Source organism: Psychromonas sp. MB-3u-54, from assembly GCF_002836415.1.
Lineage (GTDB): Bacteria > Pseudomonadota > Gammaproteobacteria > Enterobacterales > Psychromonadaceae > Psychromonas.
The window spans coordinates 18211-41787 of record NZ_PJBP01000129.1; the positions used below are offsets into that span (position 1 = coordinate 18211).

The following is a 23577-nucleotide window of genomic DNA, read 5'->3' on the forward strand; positions in this document are numbered from 1 at the left end:
GCAGGTTAGCCGTTATCCACGTATAAGCTAGTGCAGATACGATAGCACCATCAATAGGCAATAAATGATGTCACGATGGAATAAGTGACAATCAAATTTAAGACGTGATAGATCTCTGATTTTACTCGTTTCTGTCCCTTTTAAATACATAAAAGATAGTATTTCATTGATTTAAAATATAAAATTATTCCACTTTAAACTGGAATCAACGATAGTATAAGACCGAAACATGCAATGTTAAATCAATTTAATAGAGCACGGCAATAAGAGGGCTTGTGTTAAATGAAGTTAATAAACTATCAGTTTGAAACAATAAATGATTTAGAGTTTTTTATAGATGAAAATCTCAACGAAGCTGGTATTTCTATTTTAATTCAAGTTTTTAGTGGTGATTTGAATATCGATAATGTTCAGCAAGTGTTAGATAGTTTAAAGTTCAAACTCCCACATGCGACTATTATCGGTTGCTCAACGGCGGGCGAGATAGCTTCTGGCGTTAGCAAAAATAATACTATTCAACTTTCTTTCTCTCTTTTTGCAAAAACCAATTTTCAACTCTTTTATTACCCGCAAACAAATTTTATAACGGGTGAGAAAGCGTCAGCTGAAATTTATTCTCAAAATACCAAAGCCGTTATTGCTTTTAATGAGACATTTAAAGGTGATGCTGAACTTTTTTTAGAAGGGCTTTCATCTAAAAAACAAAATATCCCCCTATCCGGCGGAAACGCTGGTGATAATCTTTTATATGAGAAAACCTTTGTCATCTATGATGATAAAATTTATTTTGAGGGTATCGTCCTGTGTGCGCTGAATAGCGACAGCTTATATGCACACTCAAATTATTCCTTCAGCAGTGTGTCTATCGGTACAGAAATGATTGTTACTAAGGCTGTGGGTAATATTATCTATGAGATAGATTACACGCCTGTCCATAAAATTTACCAATACTATTTGGGAGAGAATATTTTAGATGATTTCCCCCTCAGTGCCGTAGAATTTCCACTGCTAAAAATAGAAGATGAAATTAGTGTTGCCAGAGTAGCAATGAGCATGACGGAAGAGGGGGGATTTATATATGCAGGTCATTTTAAAAATGGCGATAAAGTAAATTTTTCAATAACAAACAATGCAGATATATCCTTAAAATCATATGATTTATATAGCAGAATAATGTGTAATCCGGTTGAAGCTACCTACGTTTATTCATGCGTGAGCAGAAAAACATTCCCCAAAAAGTTTTTGGATTATGAACTTGGATTGATTGAAAAAATTGCCCCTTCGAGTGGATTTTTCTGCTATGGAGAGTTTTTTCATTCAAAAATAAAAAATCAACTTTTAACTGTCACTACAACAACGTTGAGTTTGTCTGAAGCAGACATTGTCCAAAACAAAGATGAGATTCCAGAAAATATAAGCAGCAGTAATATGCTAAATTCACTTGTACACTTAGTTAATGTCTCAGATAAGAACTTAAATCAATATAAACAACTTTTAGATAAGAGTTCTATTGTGTCAAAGGCTGACACGCAGGGGAATATTATTTATGTCAATGATAATTTTTGTAAAATTTCAGGCTACTCCAGAGAAGAACTGATTGGAAAAAACCACAGTATAGTAAGGCATCCGGGTAACAGTAATAGCATATTTAAAAATATGTGGACGACTATCACCGCTAAAAGAGTCTGGAAAGGCACGCTAAAAAATCGTGCAAAAGACGGCTCCACATACTATGTGAAGACGTTAATAATGCCTATTCTAGATGACTATGGACAGATTGTAAGTTATATAGCGTCAAGAACCGATGTCACAGAACTAATAAAAAAAGACGAAATTATTAAACTACAGTATAAAGATAAGCTAACCGGTTTAGAAAATAGAAGTGCACTTATAGACAAACTAGAAAACGTCAAGAGTGAAAAGGTTACGCTTATCCTTATTAATATAGACAGATTTTCTGATATTAATGATTACTACGGCTATGAAAAAGGTGATAAAACCTTGGAACATTTTGCCTCTGTTCTTAAAAGTAAATATTCTGACGTTTTTAGAATAAGTGGAGATGAGTTTGCTGTTTTTTGCGAAGAGCCATTAGATAAACACAAAAAAAATACTATAGCAGAGTTGATTACTGACCTGGAGAATGAAGAGTATAATATACTAGCCGATAAAATCACTTTGCTTTTATCTTGCGGGGCGGCTAATGGCACAAAAAATGAGATATACAATCTTGCCCATATGGCTTTAAAAGAAAATAAAAAAGACAATAATATAGTTACTTTTTTTAATGATAATATGAATTTATACAACAAAATAGCCGAAAATATAAAAGTGATAGCAAGTATAAAAGAGGGAATCCTTAACGATAAATTTGTGCCGTTTTATCAAGGCATATTTAATAATAAAACTAAAAAAATAACTAAATATGAGTGTCTGATTCGCTTGAAAGAAGAAAATGATAAAGTCCTGACGCCGTTCTTTTTTCTGGAACATGCTAAAAAAGCGAAGCTTTATCATAAGCTTACTATGATTATGATCAGGAAATCATTTGAAAAGTTTGCAGACAATAACTGTGATTTTTCTATCAATTTTACACTTCAAGATATTCAATCCGTGACCGTTGTAAGGATGTTGATGGCTTATCTTGAGCGGTATCAATGCGGAAATAGATTAATTATAGAAATAGTAGAGTCTGAAGGAATAGAAAAATTTGATGAACTGTCAGTTTTTATAAAACGTATTAAAAAATACGGTTGTAAAGTGGCTATAGATGATTTCGGATCAGGCTATTCTAACTTTAATTATTTATCAAAATTAGATGTGGACTATATAAAAATAGATGGCTCTTTAATCCAAAATATAGATAATGACTCCGCTCAACTTGCAACCGTTGAAAGTATTTTACTTTTTGCTAAAAAGATGAATATAAAGACGATTGCTGAATTTGTTGAGACAAAAAACATTTATGAGATTTTAAATGATTTAGGCGTTGATTTTTCCCAAGGGTACTATTTTTCTAAACCACAAGAAGAAATCGAACAATAAAGGTTATTGCCAAAAAAAATATTGCTTTGAACGGATGCGAACTGCCGCTTTATAGCCAATGACGAGCAACATCGAGATCTTTTTTTTGAAAGTAGAAAATAAATGAGGGATTCTTTTTAGAGGGGCGTTCCCAAAGAGCGCTGAGTATTTTCAATTGACTTTTAGGCCAAAAACGGGCTAAAAACTTCTGTATTGGACTTGATAAAACGATACTGCCAGCTCTCTTGGGGGCATTTTAATGCGCTTATGCAACCAAAGATAATCTCGACTTTGGTTTGAGTGATAATTGAAAACGGATACTTTCGATCATCGCTTATATTGGGCAGAGTGATCATTGATAGGACAGGTCCCACATTCTGCGCGCTAATATTTTTGTGCGGACGGACTGTACGACGTTTTTCTGTTAACAGGTTCCAATAATATTTCCCGCTAAATAGCCGCCTAATCAATATAATATCAGCAGCCATAAATCTTCTTTCTGAAGCCAAAATTTTAGCCAAAGATTGGCTGTCCTATTTTTTCGTCCTTTTGTTCGACTACTTTTTTTATTGAGACATTTCCGGTTCTACATAACGCGACAGATAAGCAGGAAACCCGATTGCGGCCTTCGTGTTTTGCATGATACATCGCATGATCCGCATCTCGTTGAATATCTACTATCGCTTTATGATGTATCAATTTTGATGCAACCCCAATACTGGCTGTAATACTTATATTTTTATCTGTGCCAATAGTGGGCTGTAACTGCTCGATATTAGAACGCAATTTTTCAGCAAAAATCATCGCGCCTGAGATGTCTGTCTCCGGTAGAAAGAGAGAAAACTCTTCGCCGCCAACTCGACCGATAAGGTCACTTTCTCTACAAGTTTCTGATATGCAGGCTGAGACTGCTTTAAGAAGGAGATCTCCGGCATGGTGTCCGTATGTGTCATTGATCTTTTTAAAGTGGTCAAGATCAACAAAGAGAACAGAAAATGGATTATTGTGGCGAAATGCGATACTCATCATTCGCTCACAGACTTGATAATAAGCACGGGCATTTAATAAATTGGTTAATGGGTCATTATCGGCTAACAATTTTAATTGTTTATTGGCTTCGGCAAGCTCTCGTTCAATCTTTTTTTGTTTAGTGATATCGGTCAAAGCAGCCATTACACCAACAGCTAATCCATCTTTGTCACGAACAGGTTTAACCGATGCATAGCATATTTTGTCCCCCATTTTTAATTCTCGATTCGGGACATCTAATCCTGCATCGAACATACGAAACTCATATTTTATATTCTCTGCGGCTTCTTTGCCAACCTCTTCAACTTTGCGTCCAATAAGGTCGCTTACATTCAGTCCACTGAGCAATGCCATTTTACGGTTGACTAGGAGCAACCTGCCTTCTCTGTCGGTTAAAGCCATTGCAACGGGCATAGATTCGAAAAGGGTTTCCATATCTATATTACCTTGCAGCAGGTCCAATTGTTTAATCATAAATCCCCCTTAAGAATTATCCTTAATATACAATTTTAATCATTCACGTTTTTTCAAATTTATCAGTTTAAGATTTTACTCGCCTGATTTTCTTTATTGGAACTAAAACAAGGAGATTAATGATAACAGAACTGGCCACTGTAGATCCTTCCTGATACTGCACTTGCGATGCTCGTCATGAGTATTAACTGATATTTAATAGAAAAATCAGTCACTAATCACTTATTTAGGATTAAAGGTTAATGCCTCGAGAATGGCAAGGGAGGCCCGCGAAAGTCGGCTGTAGAGAATACACTTCCGCTTATCCGATTAGGCTTGATTTTTGATATCACCACTCCGGGGGTACGGTGGGATGCAATGGCAAAGGGGCGGTGTATTTTTAAATAGTTTTTAGACTGCAAACCTTACTAAAAGGGGCTGATTTTTTTGTACTGGCATTGATAAAAACAACACTGACCAGCTCACCTGAATACATTTTGGTCTATTTTAATGCAATTATGTCACTCATAGAGAGTGATATAATATTTGCTTTGGTTTTGGGTGATGCTTGAAAAGGGATACTTCCGAGCATAGTTTGGATTGACATTTTATAAAATAAGTTCCCGCAATTTGGAATATCAACCGCGCTAATATTGTTGTGTTGACAGGCCATCTCTTGTTATACCAAAGGCATTAATAAAGTGATCCTATTTACTCTTTAAAATTATCCCTAACTGCGTTGTGAGTTTTATTCGGAACATCCTGTTCATCACCACTTTGTGGTCAGCTAAAGCGGTTCAAAATCGTTCCATACGATTTTTGTGAAGCAGAATAATGATCGAATGTAACTTATGCCTTGTTAGTACTCATTTTTCCTTCGCAATCATTGAGCACTTCATTCATTCTTTTGCTATAAGAGAGTTTCAAAAGGTGTTATCGCGACCTGGACAAAAGTGGGCAGGGTGCAATGAAAAATATTAAGGTGTCGCATATGATGAATAATATGCTTGTCCCCAAAGTGACCTATTTGATGGTGTGTGTGTTGAGGGGACGTTGAATCAGCTAAGAATCTCCACCATCCGCCGGAGATGGTGATCTAGGAAGACTTTTTCGGTTTTATAGGCTCTTATCAGATTATGTCGTTACCGGCAGATTCTGTGAGTGCAGCTTTACTAAGGAGAAGATTAAATGAAAAAGACACTAATTATAGGTGCAGCGGACAAATCGCTAAAATGACGACAAAGCAACTGTTGGCCGAGGGAAAAACAGTGATAGCTTTAGTGCGCGATAAAGCTAAATTGGCTGATATTTCCAGTGATAAACTACATATTGTTGAAGGGAATTTGGAAAATGACTTCAGCCAGGCGTTTGAAGATTGTGATCAGGTCATTTTCAGTGCCGGCTCCGGTGGCAAAACAGGTGCTGACAAAACGATGCTCATTGATTTATGGGCGGCATGTAAAGCGGTAGATTACGCAAAAGCGGCTAATGTGTCACATTTTGTAATGGTCAGCTCTATTGGCGCTGACAATCCTTCTCAAGGTACTGACGAAATGCGGCCTTACATGGTTGCCAAATACATGGCCGACGAACATTTGATCCGCAGCGGGCTAAATTATACCATGTTCAGACCTGGTTTATTAACAGATAACAACGCCACAGGTAAAGTGCAAACCCTGAGGCCCGGAAGCAAACAGGAAATGATCATTAACCGCGAGGATGTTGCCAACGTACTGACCTGCGCAATAGGCAAGTTGGAGCTGGGCGGCAAAGTCTTTGAATTATTTAACGGCGATAAAATGCTAGCAGATGTATTAAATTAATTAATTCATTCACTAGACGTTCTCTTTAACTCGCCCGGGGTCACAGGTGAATATCAGGCCAGTATGATCTTGGCCTTTGTTATTTACGTTTTAACCTCAGTATGAGCCGACTTGAGAGAGGCTTCCATAAATGACGATAACTTACTGATAAATTGCTAAAAAATTAAAATAAATCACTAATGGGTGGATCTGATATGCAACGCAGCCAACTGCTATGAGTGCCGCAACTAGAATGTTACAGCCATTAACATAATACCAGACCTACTCATTGAATTAAAAAGGGCTTTTTGGCGAGATCCCAGTGCATGACAGTAAACAGCAGCATAACCGGGTGCTGTTTTTACAACCTTTGGTTTTTAGTCAAAACGTAATGCATTCATGCTTTGACTTGTTAGCTACCTTTATTAAATTTCAGTTGTAGTAGATGGACTTGATGCTGGCTGTAAACTTGTACATTATGTTCCTTAAGCAGTGCAGTAGTAACGCCATTGCCAACTTTTTCTGAGCAGAGAATGACCATTATAAATGCTGGCACTGCCACATGAGTGACTGTATTCAGTTAATACCGCAAAGTCTATGTTCTCCACTGACATTTTTCGAGAGCCAATTGTGCCCCAAGCAAAAATTGAGCGCTGAGACTCGAACCATCCCTGTCCAGTACCTTAGCGTTACCCGATAATACATTTTACCCAACACCGCATTGAATTTCTGCTGGTATTCTTGGAATGGGCAAACCTGCTGAGACTTCAGGGCAAAATGAAACTATTTTATGATTTTTTATGAGCCGGTCAAAGTCGTTATTGGAAGGCTTTAAATCACTGCCGTTATAACGTACTTTGCATCCAAGCATGCATGCACTAACCAAAACTTTTGTCATATACTTTGCCCTTTACTTTATAGAAATAGACAACTGTATTTTGTCCTATTGAGGCGTTTATTATAGTTTTTTCAAGCGGTTGATTTGCAATATCTCTAACGCATTAGAAATACAATCGAATTCGGGGACATTCAAAATTTTGATACATAAACCTGCCAATTAGGAGCAGCACTGTGCGTTATGCGGCTGTATAGTGTCTCTCTTTACTTTATTTTCTTGCTATTGATAAGCTATCTTCTTGGTACTGCGAAACTGCATTTCAGTGATTTATCATTACTTGTAGGCAAAGTAAAATCATTCTCAAATAAGCTTACAATAAAAACCGTAAACAAGCCCGATAGATTATGCTCTGATTAAAAATTAGAGAGAGTCGATTTTGATTTCAGAATAGCTATAACGTACATGGCAGGTACCTTCGGGGGAAACCATGCACGGGCCGAAGGGTTTACTCGGGGTGCAGGCTTTTTTAAATAATTTACAATCCTGCGGCTCTACTTCGCCGAGCATCACTCGGTGACAGAGGCAGCTCGGATGATGGGCTTGCGGCGGATAGGACGGTTTACAGGCAAGCTGTTTTCTGGCGTCAAGAAAGGCGTATTTATCCTTAAGCACGTAGGCAGAATCTTCCACTTTGTCGATTCCGCGCCACACGCCGGGTTTAAGATCAAACACTTCTTTAAGACATTTTTGCGCGATCAGATTGCCCTCATTTTTAATCACGCGGCTGTAGCAGTTAATCACTTGATGCTGATCGTTTTTGATAAGTGTTAACAGTTCGCGAATCGCCAGCAGGATATCAACGGGTTCAAAACCTGCCGTGGCGCAGGGCAACTTAAATTCGTCGCGCATAAAATCATAAACCCCTAAACCGGTAATGGCCGTTGCATGGCCCGCCAGCAGAAATCCCTGCAGGCTGTCATCATGGACCTCCATCAATAATTTCAAGACCGGCGGCATATAACGATTGGCGATCAGAAAAAAAAGGTTTTCCGGGACCCCCGAATGGATCAGTCCGGCAATGCCCGCTGCAGTCGTTTCAAAACCTACCGAGAAAAAAACAAAGGTCTGCTGAGGTGAATGTTGTGCCAATTTAATCGCATCAAGGGGACTATAGACGACTTTTACACTGCCGCCATTGACTCGGGCTTCCTCTAGGGAGCTGTTAGTTGCAGGCACCCGTAGAATATCGCCAAAAGTGAGCAGGGTCACTCCGGGAAGCAGTGCAAGGGTGATAGCTTCATCAATCGACTCTACCGGGCAGACGCAGACCGGGCAACCTGGACCTGCGATAACCTTAATATGCGCGGGCAAAAATTGGCGGATGGCGTAGCGGACAATGGCATTTTCATGGCCGCCGCAAATATGCATGATTTTTAGCGGGGCCATTCGCGCTGCGAGTAATTTTATCTCCTGCGTCAGCCTATTAACAATCTCCCGGTCTTTAAAGGCATCCGGATTGAATTTTTTATGTATTGTCATTCGCTTCATATGTGTTGTCATCCTGGTCATCCCGTTTATTTTTTTGCTGAATATTGCCTGCCGCGGCGTTTAGAAATAAGGGCTGCTGGTGGCCGTTCTTTTCTACAAAACGGCCTCTTGCCGATTCAAATTCCGGATGATTGCAGCAGTCTTTCATCTTTTCTAATTCCAGTTTTACCTGGGTTTCCATCTGTGCAAGTAAGTGATGATTAAGCACGCTTTTGGCTGCCAGGCGGGCATTGATATTGGTTGAGGCTAAATATTCGGCTTTGGCGGTTATATTCTCTTCAAAAGTATCGGGCTCACCATCAATGATCTGATGAATCAATCCCAGACGCAGGGCCTCGGCGGCTGAGACGGGGCTGGCCTCATAGATCAGTTTTTGAGTAAAACCATAGCCTATGATGGCGGGTAAAAGTACCGACCAATACTCAGAGCCGCACAGCCCTAAATTTGCATAGGAGGGATTGAGTACTATGTTTTTCCGGGCATAGCGCAGGTCAGCTGCAATTGCCAGCATCACACCGCCGGCAGAAGCTGAGCCCTGCAGGGCACTAATCACCAATTTAGTGTTGGCGGTTAAAACAGCATGCACTATGTTGTTCAATGCTTTGAGGTTTTTATAAGCAAGAATAGAAGCGTTGTATTGCAGATGAACGGCATTTAAGTCAATTCCGTTGGAAAAAAAATCAGGCCCTCCCCAGAGAATAATGACTTTGCAGGCATGATCTTCTTTGGCAAGTTCAATGGTGTGCAAAAGCTGCCGGCAATGGCTTAAATCCATCGCGCCGTTATGGATAGGAAATTTAATATGTCCCACATTGTTGCGTGCTTGATAGCTGATTTCCTGCATATTATTTCACTTATTGCCTTGGTGATTGTGCCAGCAGAACTACCTTCCTGAGAGCTGATTTCCTGCATATTATTTCACTTATTGTCTTGGTGATTGTGCCAGCAGAACTACCTTCCTGAGAGCTGATTTCCTGCATATTATTTCACTTATTGTCTTGGTGATTGTGCCAGCAGAACCACCTTCCTGAGAGCTGATTTCCTGCATATTAATTGTCTATTACTCTGATGATTGTGCCAGCAGATCTACCGGCCTGATTTTGATCTTTTCAGCGCTGCGTGCCATGCGTGCAATCCACACACAGCCATCCGCTGTACTGACACAGATTTGACCATCCTGTTGCCGAATAATCATTCCTGGTGGTGAGTCGTTTAAACGCAGCGCTGATTCGCCGGTTTGCGCGCCGAAAAGCAGGTAGTGATTATCGTTGATCATTGCCGGAGCGCCCGGCTTACTGTCTCCTGCATTAATTTTTTTTATTATTTCAGCTGTTGGCCGATCCCAGGTGATGCGCAACTGCTGCTGCGTTATTCTCATTCTATAGACGGGTGGGGCAGTTAACAGTGGTTTCTCGGCTGAATAATAACGGCTTAACGTCAGAGGAAGCAATTGCAGCGCCGTGTCCGAGACTTGCTGGCGATAGATGCTGGATAAGGAAGCTACGGGCAGTTTAAATTTGGCCTGTGCCCAAACGGGACCGCCATCCCAGTGTGCATCGGCTTGAATAATAGTGACTGACCAATGGGTTTTTCCTTCTAAAATTGCCCAGTTTAATACGCTCGGGCCGGCTTCGTCCGCAGGGCCGGGGTGGACGATAAAACAGGGGATTGCAGACCAGATTTCCTCGGGAATAAAGTCCTTCAAAAAAGGGCAAAGTATCAGGTCCGGCTGAAATGCTCTAATAGCGGCGGGATCAATCCCCAGTATTAAGCGGCTTTCTTTAAATAAAAAGGAGAAATTAACCCAAAATTTCTGACTCAATCCATTAAATGCAGAGCACAGGAAAAGACATTTTTTATTGGCAAGTTTAATTAATAACCAGTCCTCCATTAACAGATCCTCGGTAACTGCTCGCCGAGTGGCATATCAACCACTCTTAAACTGCCGATACTGGTTTCAAGGGTCACCTTACCGATATGTTGATTTAATACTCGACCGATAATGGCACTCTCTTTGCCAAGCGGGTGCTGCTGCATCGCTTTTAATACTTTGCCGCTGTCAGCTAACGGCACAATGGTAAGCAGTTTACCTTCATTGGCGACGATCAAAGGATCCAGTCCTAACAAGTCGCAGGCCGCACGTACCGAATCGTGGATCGGAATCGCATACTCTTCGAGGCGAATTTCTATTTGGCTGGCCTGGGCTATTTCATTCAGGGTGCCGGCAATACCGCCTCTGGTGGGGTCGCGTAGTACATGGACATTAGCAGAAGCCGCTAATATGCTGGCGACCAGAGTATGCAGAGCGGCGGTGTCCGATTGAATAGTGGTTTCGAAAGATAAACCTTCGCGCTGCGATAGGATGGCAATGCCGTGGTCGCCGATATAACCATTAGTAATAACAACATCGCCAGCCTGTGCATTTTGCGGCGCTATCTGCTGCTGATGCTGAATGATTCCTATTCCTGAGGTATTAATAAAGATGCCGTCCGCAGCGCCGCGCTCGACCACTTTAGTGTCGCCGGTTACTATCTGCACTTGTGCCGCCTGTGCAGCGGCAGCCATACTGTTCACTATTTTTTTTAGATGCGTAATAGGCAAACCTTCCTCGAGAATAAAGGCTGCGGAGAGAAACTGCGGCAGCGCACCGCACATGGCAATGTCATTCACCGTGCCGTTAACTGCAAGATCGCCAATATTGCCTCCGGAGAAGAAATAGGGATTAACCACAAAGGAATCCGTGGAGAAAGCCAAGCGCCTGCTGTCTAACGTTAATAATGCACCGTCATTGGCCTGCTTTAAAATCGGATTGTCAAAGGCCGGAAAAAACAGCTCATTGATAAGTTCATTGGCAAGGCGGCCGCCACTGCCATGGGCCATTTTAATGTTTGCTGATGCCATAGCTTAACCTCATTTTTGTGGTTTATGGATGAAGGGTTTATTCCTGCTGCTGATCAAATTGATCAAAAAGTTGCAGGGTTTCGAAAGCCGCTTGTTGATCCAGTTTACTGATTGCAAATCCGGCATGAACAATCACGTAGTCGTTCACTGCAACTTGATCAATCCATTCAACCACCACTTCTCTTATGATCCCGCTAAAATTAACTTTTGCCGTGATAGGCTTCGCTGATTGATTAATTGAAATAACCTGTCCGGGAATTGCTAGGCACATAAATTGCTCTCTTATAATAATTTTATTTTGCCGGATTGCAGCTCCGCTTTTCCGGCAATCAACCAATCATTCAGTTGTTCCATATTTTCACCGGAAGTGGCGGAAAGCTGAATAATTTCAATCTCGGGATTGATCTGTTTTGCATAAGCACAGCACTGCTGCAGATCAAAATTTACGTAGGGCAGCAGATCTATTTTGTTAATCACCATCAGATTGGCAGCATGGAAAATTTCCGGGTATTTTAAGGGTTTATCTTCGCCTTCGGTGACCGATAGAATAACCACCTTATGTGCTTCTCCTAAATCAAAGCCCGCCGGACAAATCAGGTTACCGACGTTTTCGATAAACAAAAATGCATTTTTCTGCATTTTCAGATCCACAGCCGCATGACCGACCATGTGCGCATCCAGATGACAGCCTTTGCCGGTATTGACCTGTAGTGCTTGAACTCCGGTTTCTCTGATCCGCATGGCATCAAGGGCTGTTTGTTGATCCCCTTCAATCACGTAAATACAATGCTGCGCTTTGATAGACAGGATGATTTCGGTTAATAACGTGGTTTTACCCGATCCGGGACTGGAGATAAAATTGATTGAGAAAATTTGATCGGCCAGCCATTGCTCGCGATTTTGCTTGGCGTAATAATTATTTTTGGACAAAATATTCTGTTCAATTTCAATCATTCGCGAGGTGTTTGCAGAAACCGCCGACCAAGGCTGTTCAACATCAACACCATCAAAATCAAGATGCTGATGGTGTTGATGCTGTGTGCCTTCCATGGTCACTTCAGCGTGATTACAACCGCAGACTTTACACATTTAATTCTCCACTTCTAAAGATTTAATGTTCATCTGCTCACCATCAGTAATATTAATGAGCAGTTGACCGCAATAGGGGCAGGGTTGATACCAATCTGTGACGGTGACCTGCAGATGGCAATGCCGGCAAACCCCCTTGGCAAGTTTGTCCTCAATCAGCAGTTCCGCCCCTTCTGCGAGACTGTTTTGCGCGGCTGCATCAAAACAAAAAAACAGTGCTGACTTTTCTATTCCGGCTAATACGCCGATCTCTAATATAATTTTAGTCACCTTTTTAAATTTATGCGTGACTGCATGTTCTTCCAGCAGTTCAATAATGCTTTCAGCAATGGATAATTCATGCATTTTCTTTATCTTTTGCGCTGAGGATGGCTTGCTGCAGTAGCTGCCGTGGATTTTGACAGGAAAGCAGCTCCTTTAAAAATTGCGTGGCGAGTGTGATATTTACTTGCGCCTGTTTGGATAAGGGAGCGCCGAGTTCAAAAGAGTAGCCGCGAACAGAGAAGAGAAAAGCGGGCGGACATGGTTTGTTTTGTGTTTGTGCATAAATTGCCATTAATGCGGCCGGGCTTAATGCATGAGTGGTATAACCGAGCTCATTGTTAGCGCTAACAGCTTCAATCTGAAAGGGGCTTTCTCCTTGATAACGGGCATCGATAAAAACCACGCAGGCATTATCGGTAATATCGCAGACATGCTCCGGCTGCAGCTGAAAATCTTCGATCAGTTGAATATGTTGAAGGGCAAAGCGGGTGATAAACTGTTTAATAAATTGATGCAGCGCGGGGCCGATCGCATCATCTCCTCGACTTGGATTACCCCAGGTAAATAGGTTTAATGTTTGCTGACCGATTTTATCCATTACGACCTCATTTCAATTCTACGAATAGCATGCGTTGCAGCGAATAAAAATGTTTAGCGCTTGCTGATAGGCTTTCTCCATTACTACCTCTTTTCAATTCTGCTGATTGCATGTCTTGCAGCGAATAAACAGGTTTAACGTTTGCTGATAGGCTTTTCCATTACGACCTGTTTTTTGAATAATAGGATTGTCTTTTTTAATGTCATCGTCACCGATGCAAAGTGCCGTCGATATCCTTACTCAATCGGTTGATAAGCTCTCCGCTTTGCTGGTGGCGCATTTCAACTTTTAGCGGCATTCTGCCGATTGCATGGGTTGCACAGGATAAACAGGGATCATAAGCACGAATGGCAACTTCTATATTATTTAATACCTTTTCGCTGATTTCCCGGCCGTTAATTTGCTGGCTGCACACCATGCGGATAGATTCATTTAAGGCTGTATTGTTATGGGTGGTTGCGACAATAAGATTGGCTTTAGTGATCAGATCATCTTCACCCACCTGATAATGATGAAACAGCGTTCCGCGCGGTGCTTCAACTACGCCTATCCCTTCACTCTGGCGTTTGCCCTGAACAATCAGATCTGTCCCGGTAATCATTGGATCGTGCAGTAACTGTTTGATTTTTTCGGCAGAAAAAAGCACTTCTATCATGCGCGCCCAATGGTAGGCTAAAGTTGAATGCACTGGCTCTTTACCGCCATAGGCGACAAATTCCTGACGCGCAATTTCAGCCAGCGGCGTTGGAATATAATCACAATTATTGACTCGTGCTAAGGGGCCGGTGCGGTACCAGCCTGATTCTTTGCCCATTGTTTTAATAAAAGGAAATTTCATATAGGTCCATGATTTAACCTCTTCCTGGATCAGATTTTGATAATCGCAATAATCCTTTTTATCAAAGAGCAGATTACCATTGGCATCTTTTAACCTTAATTTACCGTGATAAAGATCCAGTTCGCCATTATTACCGACTAAGCTTAAATAATTGGACCTTAAGCCGGCGAAATTTTTGTGGAAAGGCTCATTAGCCAGATAACAATCTCGAGCCGTTTTAACCGCGCACTCTGCCCATGCTACCATCTGCTCAGTGTCACCAAGAAGATAGTGCTTGTCCTCGCGGCTTAAGGGCTTATTCATGCCACCCGGAATACAACCCGTGCCGTGGATGCGCTTACCGCAAATAACGCGGATCACCTCTTGACCATACTTGCGAAGCTTGACTCCCTGAAGCGCGAGCTCCGGGTGTTTTTGAATCACGCCGACGATATTTCTGTTGGTAAGGTCACTTTCAAAACCAAACAGGAAATCGGGTGAGCTTAGATGAAAAAAATGCAGCGCATGGGACTGTAAAGTTTGCCCGTAATGCAGTAGTAATCTTAATTTATAGGCGGATTCGGTGAGCTCCGTGACACCGCTAATCATATCAATCGCCTTGCCGGCGGCAATATGATGGCTGACCGGGCAGATGCCGCAAAGTCGCTGCACTAAAATGGGAATTTCCCAATAGGGACGCCCTTGAATAAAACGTTCAAATCCTCGAAACTCTGCAATGTGCAGGCGACACTGCTGCACCTGGTTATTATCATCAACAAGCAGCGTCACCTTACCGTGTCCCTCCACCCTTGATACAGGTTCAATCACAAATCTTTTCAGGTTTTCGCTGTTTTCTGCTGTGTCTAATGAATGATCCATAGGGTTGTCCATCAATCAAAGTGTAATAGGTTATAGGGTAATTCCGGCTCTTTCCCGTCCAGCAAATCATTGAGTATTTTCCAGAAAGCATCAGCAGGAGGCGGACAACCGGGCAGAAAATAATCGACTTTAATAACTTCATGAATCGGGTAAACTTTTTCAAGCAGATAGGGCAGCTCTTTATCGCTAGGGATCTTCGGGTTCACTAGACCAATGCCGTTAAGATAAGCTTCATCTAAACAGTCTTTAACATCAATATTATTGCGCAGTGAAGGGACGCCGCCGTTAATAGCACAAGAGCCCACGGCAATAATAATTTTACAACTTTCTCTAAAATGTTTGAGTACGGCAATATTTTCCGTATTACAGACCCCCCCTTCAATTAATCCCAGATCACAATCGGGTGCGCAGGTTTTTATATCGTTCAAGGGAGAGCGGCTCAGTTCAACCCTATCAAGCAACTCGATAAGGCGTTCATCCATATCAAGAAAGGACATATGACAGCCGAAACATCCGGCCAGTGAGCAAGTCGCCAATTTTAGTTTTTTCTTGGGCTTCTCTGCCTGCATTGGCGTTGTTGCTTTGACAGCACTGTCGGGGCGGAGATTACCAACATCGCGAATTGAGTGCTGATCATAAAGTCGCTCACCAATCGGGGTTTTAAAACCTTCCCCTTTAATGATAATGCAGCCTACCGGACAAATATGAGCTGATTTATCGGTGACCTTCATTGTGCTGTCTTTTAAAAGGCCGCTTTTTGAGTTAATGGCCAGTCTTTTATTAATGCCGCGGCCGGCAATGGTAAAGATATCTTTGTGATCGACTTCGGTACTGGAACGAATACACAGCTCACAAAATATACAGCGGTTCAGATCGAGCATCAGATCCGGGTGACTGGCATCGACATTTCGGTGTGCGGTAAACTGCGGGAAATGCAGATCGGTCACCCCTAAATCATAGGCTAAGGCCTGCAATTGACAGTTACCGCTGCGTTCGCAAAAAGGGCAGTAATGATTACCTTCGACAAACAACATTTGTACCAGAGTACGCCTCATGCCAGTAAGTTCATGGGTTTCATTGTTGACCTGCATGTCCTGCTGGGCCTCGGTGCAGCAGGATGATTTTTTACGGCCGTTAATGTCGCAGGTACAAAGTTTACAACTGCCATTAGGGGTAAATTCAGGATTAAAACATAAATGCGGAATATAGATATTGGCTTTAATGGCGGCCTGCATCACTGTCTCTCCCACTATAAAAGGGATCGCCCGGCCATCTATGGTGAAGGTATTGCTTCGCTTGCTCATAACCATCAATAACCCTATCAATTGCTCTCTATGGTAACGATATCAATCGCCCGCTGAATCGATTTCTCCACATCAAAGGAAGGCTGATACTCAACATCTGTCATGCGTTTTACAAAATACTCGGGAAATTTTTCTAATGTTTCTAACAGGGGGTGTGCGGCTCTTTGACCTAACCCGCAATGGCTCATTTCATTCATCACATGGTTAAGTTGTTTTATGCTGTCCAGATCCAGTCTGGCACCTTGCCCAGTGGCGACTTTATCGGCTAAATCACAGATAAGTTTAGTTCCCACTCGGCAAGGTGTACAAAACCCGCAGCTTTCCTGCATAAAGAAATGGGTAAAGTTAAGCGCATTTTCCAGAATATCGCGGCTGTGGTTAAACACCATAAAAGAGCCGCCGGTATTGAGAGAGTCAAAGGAAATTACGCGGCTAAATTCAGCGGGGATAATCAAAGCACCGGAGGGGCCGCCAACCTGAACAGCTTGAACAGATTGTGCGCCGCATAAATTGAGCACATTTTTGACCGGCATTCCCAGAGGTATCTCGTATATTCCCGCTTTTTCTACATCGCCGCTGATGCTTAAAATTTTACAACCGCTAAAGCCGGCAAGCCCTTGCTGTGCAAAATTGTCTGCGCCTTTTTCTATAATAAGTGCGGCATAACAAAAAGTTTCTACATTGTTGATCACAGTTGGTTTACCTAAGTAACCGTGCGTAACCGGATAAGGCGGCCGGATGCGCGGGATGGCGCGACGGCCCTCTAGGGATTCGAGCAAAGCGGATTCTTCACCGCAGACATAGGAACCCGCTCCCATAAATATTTCAATATCAAAACTCAGTTCAGTGTTTAAAATATGCGTGCCTAATAAGTTAGCAGCGCGGCGTGTCTGTAATGTTTCCTGAAGCTTTTTATGAAGATGCTGATATTCATAACGCAGATAAATAATGCCTTTTTGAGCGCCAATAATATAAGCACAAAGGGTCATTCCCTCAATTAACTGTTCGGCATAACTGTTCAGTAAAACGCGGTCTTTAAAGGTACCGGGTTCACCTTCATCGGCATTACAAACCACATAACGTCGATTATCGTCGCTTAACAGGCAGGATTTCCATTTTTCAGCGGTTTTAAAACCGGCCCCGCCACAGCCGCGCAGGCCGGACTTGTCAATTTCGGTAAGGCTGTCGTGAGGATCTGCTGCCAGCGCTTTTTTAATAGCCTCTCCGGGTTTAATTTCAGAATTTAATAACACCCCTTTACTTTGGATATTATCAGCGACGTTAAACCATGACTTTGGCCACGCTTCAACGGCAATCTTTCCCTCAATTTTAGCCACCATCTGGCCGACTTTTTTTCGGCTCAGGCGGGTTAATGCTAAACCGTTAACTAAAACCGCAGGTCCCTGATCACTCATGCCTGTACAGGAAGTGTTGGCCACTGTTACCCGTCCGTCTGCTCTGGGTTGATTTAATTTAACCTTGAGTTTTTCACAGAGATAAGAGGTAATTTCATTTTTACCGGACATATGATCGATGATGCTGTCACTGATATAGATATCATAATCGCCTCTGGGCTGATAATGGAGAAAGTGATAAAACTCAATCAGCGCCCTGATTTTAGGGATTGATATTTTCAATTCGAAGGACAGCAGCTGAATCGCCTGCTCGGGAATATGTGAGCAGAAAAATTGGATATGTCGCAGTATCTGTAATAGATAAGTGGCATCGCCCCGATACACTTTGACTTGTTGATGGATCAGTGCGGCAAGCGCTTTGTTCATTATTAAAGGCTCCTCATTATCACAAAATAACTCAAAAGGTGTTCACCCTTAGCGGTTAAAATCGTTCTATATGATTTTATGAAGTGAGCACAAGCTCACAACTTGTTAGTGCTGATTTTTCCTTTTAAATGATTAGTTCTTTTGATGCTTGAGGTAACGATTAAGACCTTTTATTGCGGCTTAAATGCTTAGGTTTGAGCGCCAATAATTAATCGATGCAACCCTTTTAAAGATAGACTAAATCCGTTATTTAATTTAATTATTTAACTTAATTAAACAATGCAGATACTCCTATAATAATAACAACAGAATTAATTATTAGAAAATTGAATAACTTCCGCTGCTCATTATTTTCTTCATATTCTCTAAAATTCAGCAAGGTGTGCCTGTGCAACAGCGATATCGAATAAGTGTTCAAGGCAGGGTACAAGGGGTCGGTTTCAGGCCTTTTGTTGCTGTGACTGCCGCCGAGCTCAATCTGTCCGGCTGGGTGCGTAATATCAAGCAGTCGGTATTAATTGAAATACAGGGTGAATTTTTAGACACTCAAGAATTTTTGCTACAACTGCAGTCAAAAGCGCCGGCTCTGGCAAAAATTGAGCAGTTTAATTATAAACAGATAGAAAACAAAAATGAGACCGGATTCCATATTTTGAAGAGCAGCGGACAGAATGAGGGTTTAGTGAGCATTTCACCGGACATCGGGATTTGTAAACACTGCCAAAATGAGCTTTTTTCCGAGGAAAATAGACGTTATCTCTACCCCTTTATCAGCTGTACCCAATGCGGCCCGCGCTACAGTATTCTTAAGAAGTTACCCTTTGATCGCTGCAATACAACCTTAAATGCTTTTCCGATGTGCGAGGATTGTTTAACCGAGTATAAGAATCCGATGGACAGGCGTTTTCATGCTCAGGGAATTAACTGCGAAAAATGTGGGCCACAGCTGAGTTTTGTTGATGATAATGGGCAAAGAATTGCCGAAAAAGAAGCAGCCTTAACCCTTGCCATTGACGCGCTGCAGGCGGGTAAAATCCTTGCGGTAAAAGGATTAACCGGCTTTCATATTATGGTTGATGCCTGCAATCACCAGGCGGTTTTACGGCTGCGGGCGAGAAAGCGGCGTCCGGAAAAACCTTTTGCGCTTATGTATTCGCAGTTATCACTGATCGAAGCTGATTGTCTGCTTGAAGATCAGGAGAAGTTACTGCTGATCAGTGAGATTGCACCTATTGTATTACTGGAAAACAGATACAGCAATCGATCGCTCAGCCCGGCGATCGCGCCGGATAATCCTTATCTTGGGGTTATGTTAGCCTATACTCCGCTGCATCAGCTTATCTGCCGGGCGGTTAATAAACCGCTGGTGGTGAGCAGTGCCAATCGCAGTGGCGAGCCGGTCTGTTGTGATAATGAGCAGGCACTCGAGGAGCTAAGCCAGCTGGTGGATGGATTTTTGATCCACGATCGGGAAATATATCAGGGATTAGATGATTCCATTGTGAAATTTGTGAACCATGAGCCGATGCTGTTACGGCGTGCGCGCGGATATGTACCTGATTATTTGACCTTAGATACTGAGTACCCTTCGATACTGGCGCTCGGCGGGCAATTAAAAAACAGCATCGCCATCAGCCAAGGCAAGCGCCTTTATTTAAGCCAGTATATTGGCTCACTTGATAATGTCAAAGCGGTTAATCGCCATCAAAGCACTCGGCAAATCATGAGCCGTTTAATGGGAGTGACGGCCGACTTTGTCGCCTGCGATCTGCATCCTGACTATCTGACCACGCAATTGGCCATGGATCTGCATCTGCCCGTTATCAGCACGCAGCATCATTCGGCGCATCTCTATGCGGCGATGATCGAGCATCGCATAACCGACTCGGCATTTGCTGCGGTTTGGGATGGAAACGGCTATGGTGAAGATGGCACTCTGTGGGGAGGGGAATTTATGCTTATTGCGGCCGATAAGCCGCAAAGAGTGGCTACTTTTTTACCTTTTAAATTACCCGGCGGGATGGCCGCTATCAAAGAGCCTAGGCGGGTGGCTATCGCGCTTTTATATGAAATTTATGGTAAAAATATTGCCTCGAACGACGTTGTTAAGTCATTATCGACCTTGGCATTATCAACCATTAAGCAGCTTTCAAAAATGCTCTCCAATAATATCAACAGCCCCTCAACCAGCAGTGCGGGCCGATTATTTGACGGCATTTCCAGTCTGCTGAATTTAGTACAGATCAACAGTTTTGAAGGCGAAGCTGCAATGCGCCTGGAATTTGCGGCGAAAACCTCAAAGGACAGTGGAATTTATGCAGTGCCGGTTGATTTTTCCGTGACCCCCAATATTATCGACTGGCGGCCTATGCTCGAAGGGATCATTGTCGACATCGGCAATCATATTTCATCCGCCGTTATTGCCAGGCGTTTTCATAACAGTGCTGCCGCTATTATTTTGAAAATCGCACAGCATTATAACGTCACGCAACTGTTATTAACCGGAGGATGTTTTCAAAATACCCTGCTGATTGAAACAACCTCAGCACTTTTACAGCAACAGGGGATAGCAGTTTTGTGGCATAAAAAGTTACCCGCTAATGATGCCAGTCTCTGTGTGGGACAGATAAGGGGGGCTTATCAAGCTTGGCATGACGCTTTGGGTAATGGCCGATGAGCGGCAATTAAATCGCTTAATCAACCCGAGTAAATATCTGTGTACCGGACGACACTTTGAGTTAATTAAAGCGTTATTCAATGAGAACCTTATAAGGGAGCGTACTGGATTGAAGCAAAATCCCTAAAAGAGGTATGAGACAAACTAAGCACTATAAGGAGAAAACTATGGCTATGGCAGAAACGGTAAAATCTTATTTATTAAAACATCAAATTGATTATGAGCTGGTGGCGCATCCAAAAACCTCTAGCAGTCGTGATAGTGCCGAAGCGCTGCATATTCCCGAAGATCATATTGCCAAGGCGGTCATTGTCAAAGATACGCAGGGTTATGCCATGGTGATTATTCCGGGACATCATTGGCTCAAACTAAAGGCAATGAAAGAGGAACTCGACCGGGGATTTGAACTCGCGGAAGAAAATGAAATTAATAAGTTATTTAGCGACTGTCAATCCGGTGCGATTCCGCCATTGGGTCCCGCCTATAAACTGGAAACTTTTATGGATCAGCGCCTGTTGACGCTGGCTAATGTTTTTTTTGAAGCAGGAGATCATCAACATATGGTGCATATTGATGGTAAAGCATTGCACACTTTATTAAAGGGGGTGCGACACCAAGACGTTCATAAATCATGGGTCTTTTTTCTAGCCAAGCTTTTAATAAACTTTTAACGCAGGAATAAATAATGAAAGAATTTGAATTGCTTAAGCTTCTTGACCGATGGTTTCGAACCGAACACAATCCTGCTAAAAACGTATTAAAGTGGAGTGTTTTTACAGTCTTGTTTTTTTGGGTTTTCTCCATGTTCACCATGAGTTTTTCGGAGTACATGGGTTACGCATCAGTCATTCAACGTAGCGGGAAGTCATCAGCGCCAATGTTCATGAGCATACCTATTTTTGCCGTTTCTTGTTACGCAGCATACTTTTGGAGATACACTATTCCAGAGAAGTATCACAAGTGCAAAAAAGGAGAGTTTGGAGAGCACACCCTGTCGGCTCTAGAACATGTAGTAATAACTGCCATCACCTTGGTTTTATGGGTTTTTTTTATTTTGACAAATATAGGTAATTACACTTTTTATAGGCTAGTTGAATATCCAAGTATTACCCAAGAGCTAAAATGGCTATTGTTGATAATTACGCTTTACATAATTATTCGTACTTTTATTTATTTTTTAATGAAGATATTTTATAAAAAAAATAGTAGGTAAAAAAATTAACATTACGCTTCTGGCAATTATTCTTGCTCATAAAAAGCACTATGCTGTGTGGGAAGCCACTGGCATGGTGCTTTTTTTGTAACCCTCTAAGCTTTAGAACCACATTTTATGAACGTCTTGGTGCGACACGGCTATTTTAGCCATAATAATTATTAAAATAAGTCGCTTGAGTCTGCTGATTCAAAGCTCGGTGACTATTCATGATGACTATGCCCGGTAACTGGGATCATCCATTTACCACGGTACAAAGTGCTTTGGCTTGTTGCTTTCTGGCAGCCATTTTATCAGCCGATATTCACGGGAAATTCTAAGCTTTTGAATGGTGTGACAGGGTGTTTTTAATTGCTTTTATTTTACTAATAAATAACTTTTTATTTAATTAAATGATTTAAAGTAATATAACGCATTGATATTTCATCTTGGAGCAATCGCGCTAAAGTTCTCATTTTTATAAAAAAAAAGAGATAGTAGTGGACGTGACTTTAAACTTTGAGCAATCTAAGAGCAGGGAAATATTCTACAGGGAGAAGCCATGAAAGCAATGATTGCGTTATTTAAAGCAATGTTGGGAAGCTTTCGTGATCTTCTGCCTATCATCTGCGTGATCGCTTTCTTTCAATTTGTGGTATTACAAGAACCCCTTCCAAATATATTATCCATTCTTTTTGGCCTGCTTTTTGTCATTCTAGGGCTGACCTTTTTCATTTTTGGTTTGAACATGGGGTTATTTCCCATTGGTGAAAGCATGGCGCAAGCTTTCGCCCGAAAAGGAAGTCTCTTCTGGCTGATTTTATTTGCATTTTGTTTAGGCTTTGGAACGACTATTGCCGAGCCGGCATTAACCGCAGTGGCTAATGAAGCGGCACAAGTGGCAGCTGAAGGTGGAGTGATTCCGCACACTATTGAAGAAATGGATGATTACGCCAATGGATTAAGAGTGACGGTGGCCCTTTCCGTGGGGTTAGCTATTGTGCTCGGTGTGGTGCGTATACTGAAAGGCTGGCCTATCCATATTATGATTATTGGCGGTTATATTGGGGTCGTTGTACTTACCTGGTTTGCCCCCGAGACCATCATAGGTATCGCTTACGATTCCGGCGGCGTTACCACCTCGACCATCACAGTCCCTCTGGTTACAGCTTTGGGTATCGGGCTGGCATCATCCATTAAAGGCCGAAACCCGATGATAGACGGATTTGGTTTGATTGCCTTTGCGTCGCTGTTACCAATGATCTTTGTGATGCTTTATGGAATGTTTTTATCATGATAAGCCTGACGCAATTCTTTGATACCTTTATTGATACTGTGGTCGATGTCATTCCTATTGCGACCATTATTTTTGGATTTCTGC

19 protein-coding genes and 1 pseudogene are annotated in these 23577 nt (G+C 42.1%); 6 read left to right on the forward strand and 14 right to left on the reverse strand.

What is annotated here, in order from left to right; translation table 11 throughout:
• Window positions 1–282: 282 nt before the first annotated feature.
• Window positions 283–3045: a sensor domain-containing phosphodiesterase gene (locus CXF72_RS09750; protein ID WP_101038775.1), complete on the forward strand. Its 2763-nt coding sequence runs from the start codon at window positions 283–285 to the stop codon at window positions 3043–3045.
• A 161-nt stretch (window positions 3046–3206) separates the two neighbouring features.
• Here the strand turns inward: CXF72_RS09750 and CXF72_RS09755 are convergent, their stop codons facing one another.
• A complete protein-coding gene (locus tag CXF72_RS09755) occupies window positions 3207–3512 on the reverse strand; it encodes a hypothetical protein (protein WP_101038776.1) in 306 nt (101 codons plus the stop codon).
• A gap of 25 nt (window positions 3513–3537) precedes the next feature.
• Complete coding sequence (locus CXF72_RS09760) at window positions 3538–4527, reverse strand: sensor domain-containing diguanylate cyclase (RefSeq protein ID WP_101038777.1); 990 nt, start codon at window positions 4525–4527, stop codon at window positions 3538–3540.
• 1167 nt (window positions 4528–5694) lie between these two features.
• On the opposite strand from CXF72_RS09760, the pseudogene CXF72_RS09765 reads away from it, so the two are divergent.
• Window positions 5695–6329: pseudogene (locus CXF72_RS09765) on the forward strand (SDR family oxidoreductase).
• 685 nt (window positions 6330–7014) lie between these two features.
• On the opposite strand, the gene CXF72_RS19825 reads toward CXF72_RS09765, so the two are convergent.
• The 12 genes from CXF72_RS19825 to CXF72_RS09830 form a co-directional block, all read right to left on the reverse strand.
• The gene (locus CXF72_RS19825; RefSeq protein ID WP_232784937.1) at window positions 7015–7206 is read right to left on the reverse strand and encodes a DUF523 domain-containing protein; all 192 of its coding nucleotides are present in this window, start codon (window positions 7204–7206) and stop codon (window positions 7015–7017) included.
• Between the two features lie 360 nt (window positions 7207–7566).
• Window positions 7567–8685 (reverse strand): hydrogenase formation protein HypD, encoded by a 1119-nt coding sequence (gene hypD, locus CXF72_RS09775; protein WP_157823228.1) that lies wholly within the window; start codon window positions 8683–8685, stop codon window positions 7567–7569.
• A complete protein-coding gene (locus tag CXF72_RS09780; RefSeq protein WP_101038779.1) occupies window positions 8672–9538 on the reverse strand; it encodes an enoyl-CoA hydratase/isomerase family protein in 867 nt (288 codons plus the stop codon). Before CXF72_RS09780 ends, hypD begins: the two co-directional genes overlap by 14 nt.
• Before the next feature lie 216 nt (window positions 9539–9754).
• A complete protein-coding gene (locus CXF72_RS09785) occupies window positions 9755–10585 on the reverse strand; it encodes a formyltransferase family protein (RefSeq protein WP_101038780.1) in 831 nt (276 codons plus the stop codon).
• A complete protein-coding gene (gene hypE / locus CXF72_RS09790; protein WP_101038781.1) occupies window positions 10585–11595 on the reverse strand; it encodes a hydrogenase expression/formation protein HypE in 1011 nt (336 codons plus the stop codon). Before hypE ends, CXF72_RS09785 begins: the two co-directional genes overlap by 1 nt.
• A 37-nt stretch (window positions 11596–11632) precedes the next feature.
• Window positions 11633–11866 (reverse strand): HypC/HybG/HupF family hydrogenase formation chaperone, encoded by a 234-nt coding sequence (locus CXF72_RS09795; protein WP_232784938.1) that lies wholly within the window; start codon window positions 11864–11866, stop codon window positions 11633–11635.
• A gap of 11 nt (window positions 11867–11877) precedes the next feature.
• The gene (gene hypB / locus CXF72_RS09800; RefSeq protein ID WP_101038782.1) at window positions 11878–12684 is read right to left on the reverse strand and encodes a hydrogenase nickel incorporation protein HypB; all 807 of its coding nucleotides are present in this window, start codon (window positions 12682–12684) and stop codon (window positions 11878–11880) included.
• Window positions 12685–13029, reverse strand: a complete 345-nt coding sequence (gene hypA, locus CXF72_RS09805) for a hydrogenase maturation nickel metallochaperone HypA (protein ID WP_101038783.1) — start codon at window positions 13027–13029, stop codon at window positions 12685–12687.
• The gene (locus tag CXF72_RS09810) at window positions 13022–13546 is read right to left on the reverse strand and encodes a hydrogenase maturation protease (protein ID WP_101038784.1); all 525 of its coding nucleotides are present in this window, start codon (window positions 13544–13546) and stop codon (window positions 13022–13024) included. The genes hypA and CXF72_RS09810 overlap by 8 nt, the downstream gene beginning before the upstream one ends.
• Window positions 13547–13754: 208 nt before the next feature.
• Window positions 13755–15242, reverse strand: a complete 1488-nt coding sequence (locus tag CXF72_RS09815; protein WP_101038785.1) for a Ni/Fe hydrogenase subunit alpha — start codon at window positions 15240–15242, stop codon at window positions 13755–13757.
• An 11-nt stretch (window positions 15243–15253) separates the two neighbouring features.
• Window positions 15254–16546 carry a 2Fe-2S iron-sulfur cluster-binding protein gene (locus CXF72_RS19585; RefSeq protein ID WP_198552560.1) on the reverse strand — a complete coding sequence of 431 codons (1293 nt, stop codon included), beginning with the start codon at window positions 16544–16546 and terminating at the stop codon, window positions 15254–15256.
• Window positions 16547–16563: 17 nt separating this feature from the next.
• Window positions 16564–18327: an NAD(P)H-dependent oxidoreductase subunit E gene (locus tag CXF72_RS09830; protein WP_101038786.1), complete on the reverse strand. Its 1764-nt coding sequence runs from the start codon at window positions 18325–18327 to the stop codon at window positions 16564–16566.
• Window positions 18328–18715: 388 nt separating this feature from the next.
• Here CXF72_RS09830 and hypF point away from each other — a divergent pair, with 388 nt between their 5' ends.
• The 4 genes from hypF to CXF72_RS09850 all read left to right on the forward strand — a co-directional run bounded on the left by hypF (window position 18716) and on the right by CXF72_RS09850 (window position 23493).
• A complete protein-coding gene (gene hypF / locus CXF72_RS09835; RefSeq protein ID WP_157823229.1) occupies window positions 18716–21004 on the forward strand; it encodes a carbamoyltransferase HypF in 2289 nt (762 codons plus the stop codon).
• Between the two features lie 167 nt (window positions 21005–21171).
• The gene (locus CXF72_RS09840; protein WP_198552561.1) at window positions 21172–21675 is read left to right on the forward strand and encodes an aminoacyl-tRNA deacylase; all 504 of its coding nucleotides are present in this window, start codon (window positions 21172–21174) and stop codon (window positions 21673–21675) included.
• Between the two features lie 14 nt (window positions 21676–21689).
• Window positions 21690–22217: a hypothetical protein gene (locus tag CXF72_RS09845; RefSeq protein ID WP_101038788.1), complete on the forward strand. Its 528-nt coding sequence runs from the start codon at window positions 21690–21692 to the stop codon at window positions 22215–22217.
• Between the two features lie 541 nt (window positions 22218–22758).
• A complete protein-coding gene (locus CXF72_RS09850; RefSeq protein ID WP_101038789.1) occupies window positions 22759–23493 on the forward strand; it encodes a DUF1538 domain-containing protein in 735 nt (244 codons plus the stop codon).
• The last annotated feature ends 84 nt before the right edge of the window (window positions 23494–23577 follow it).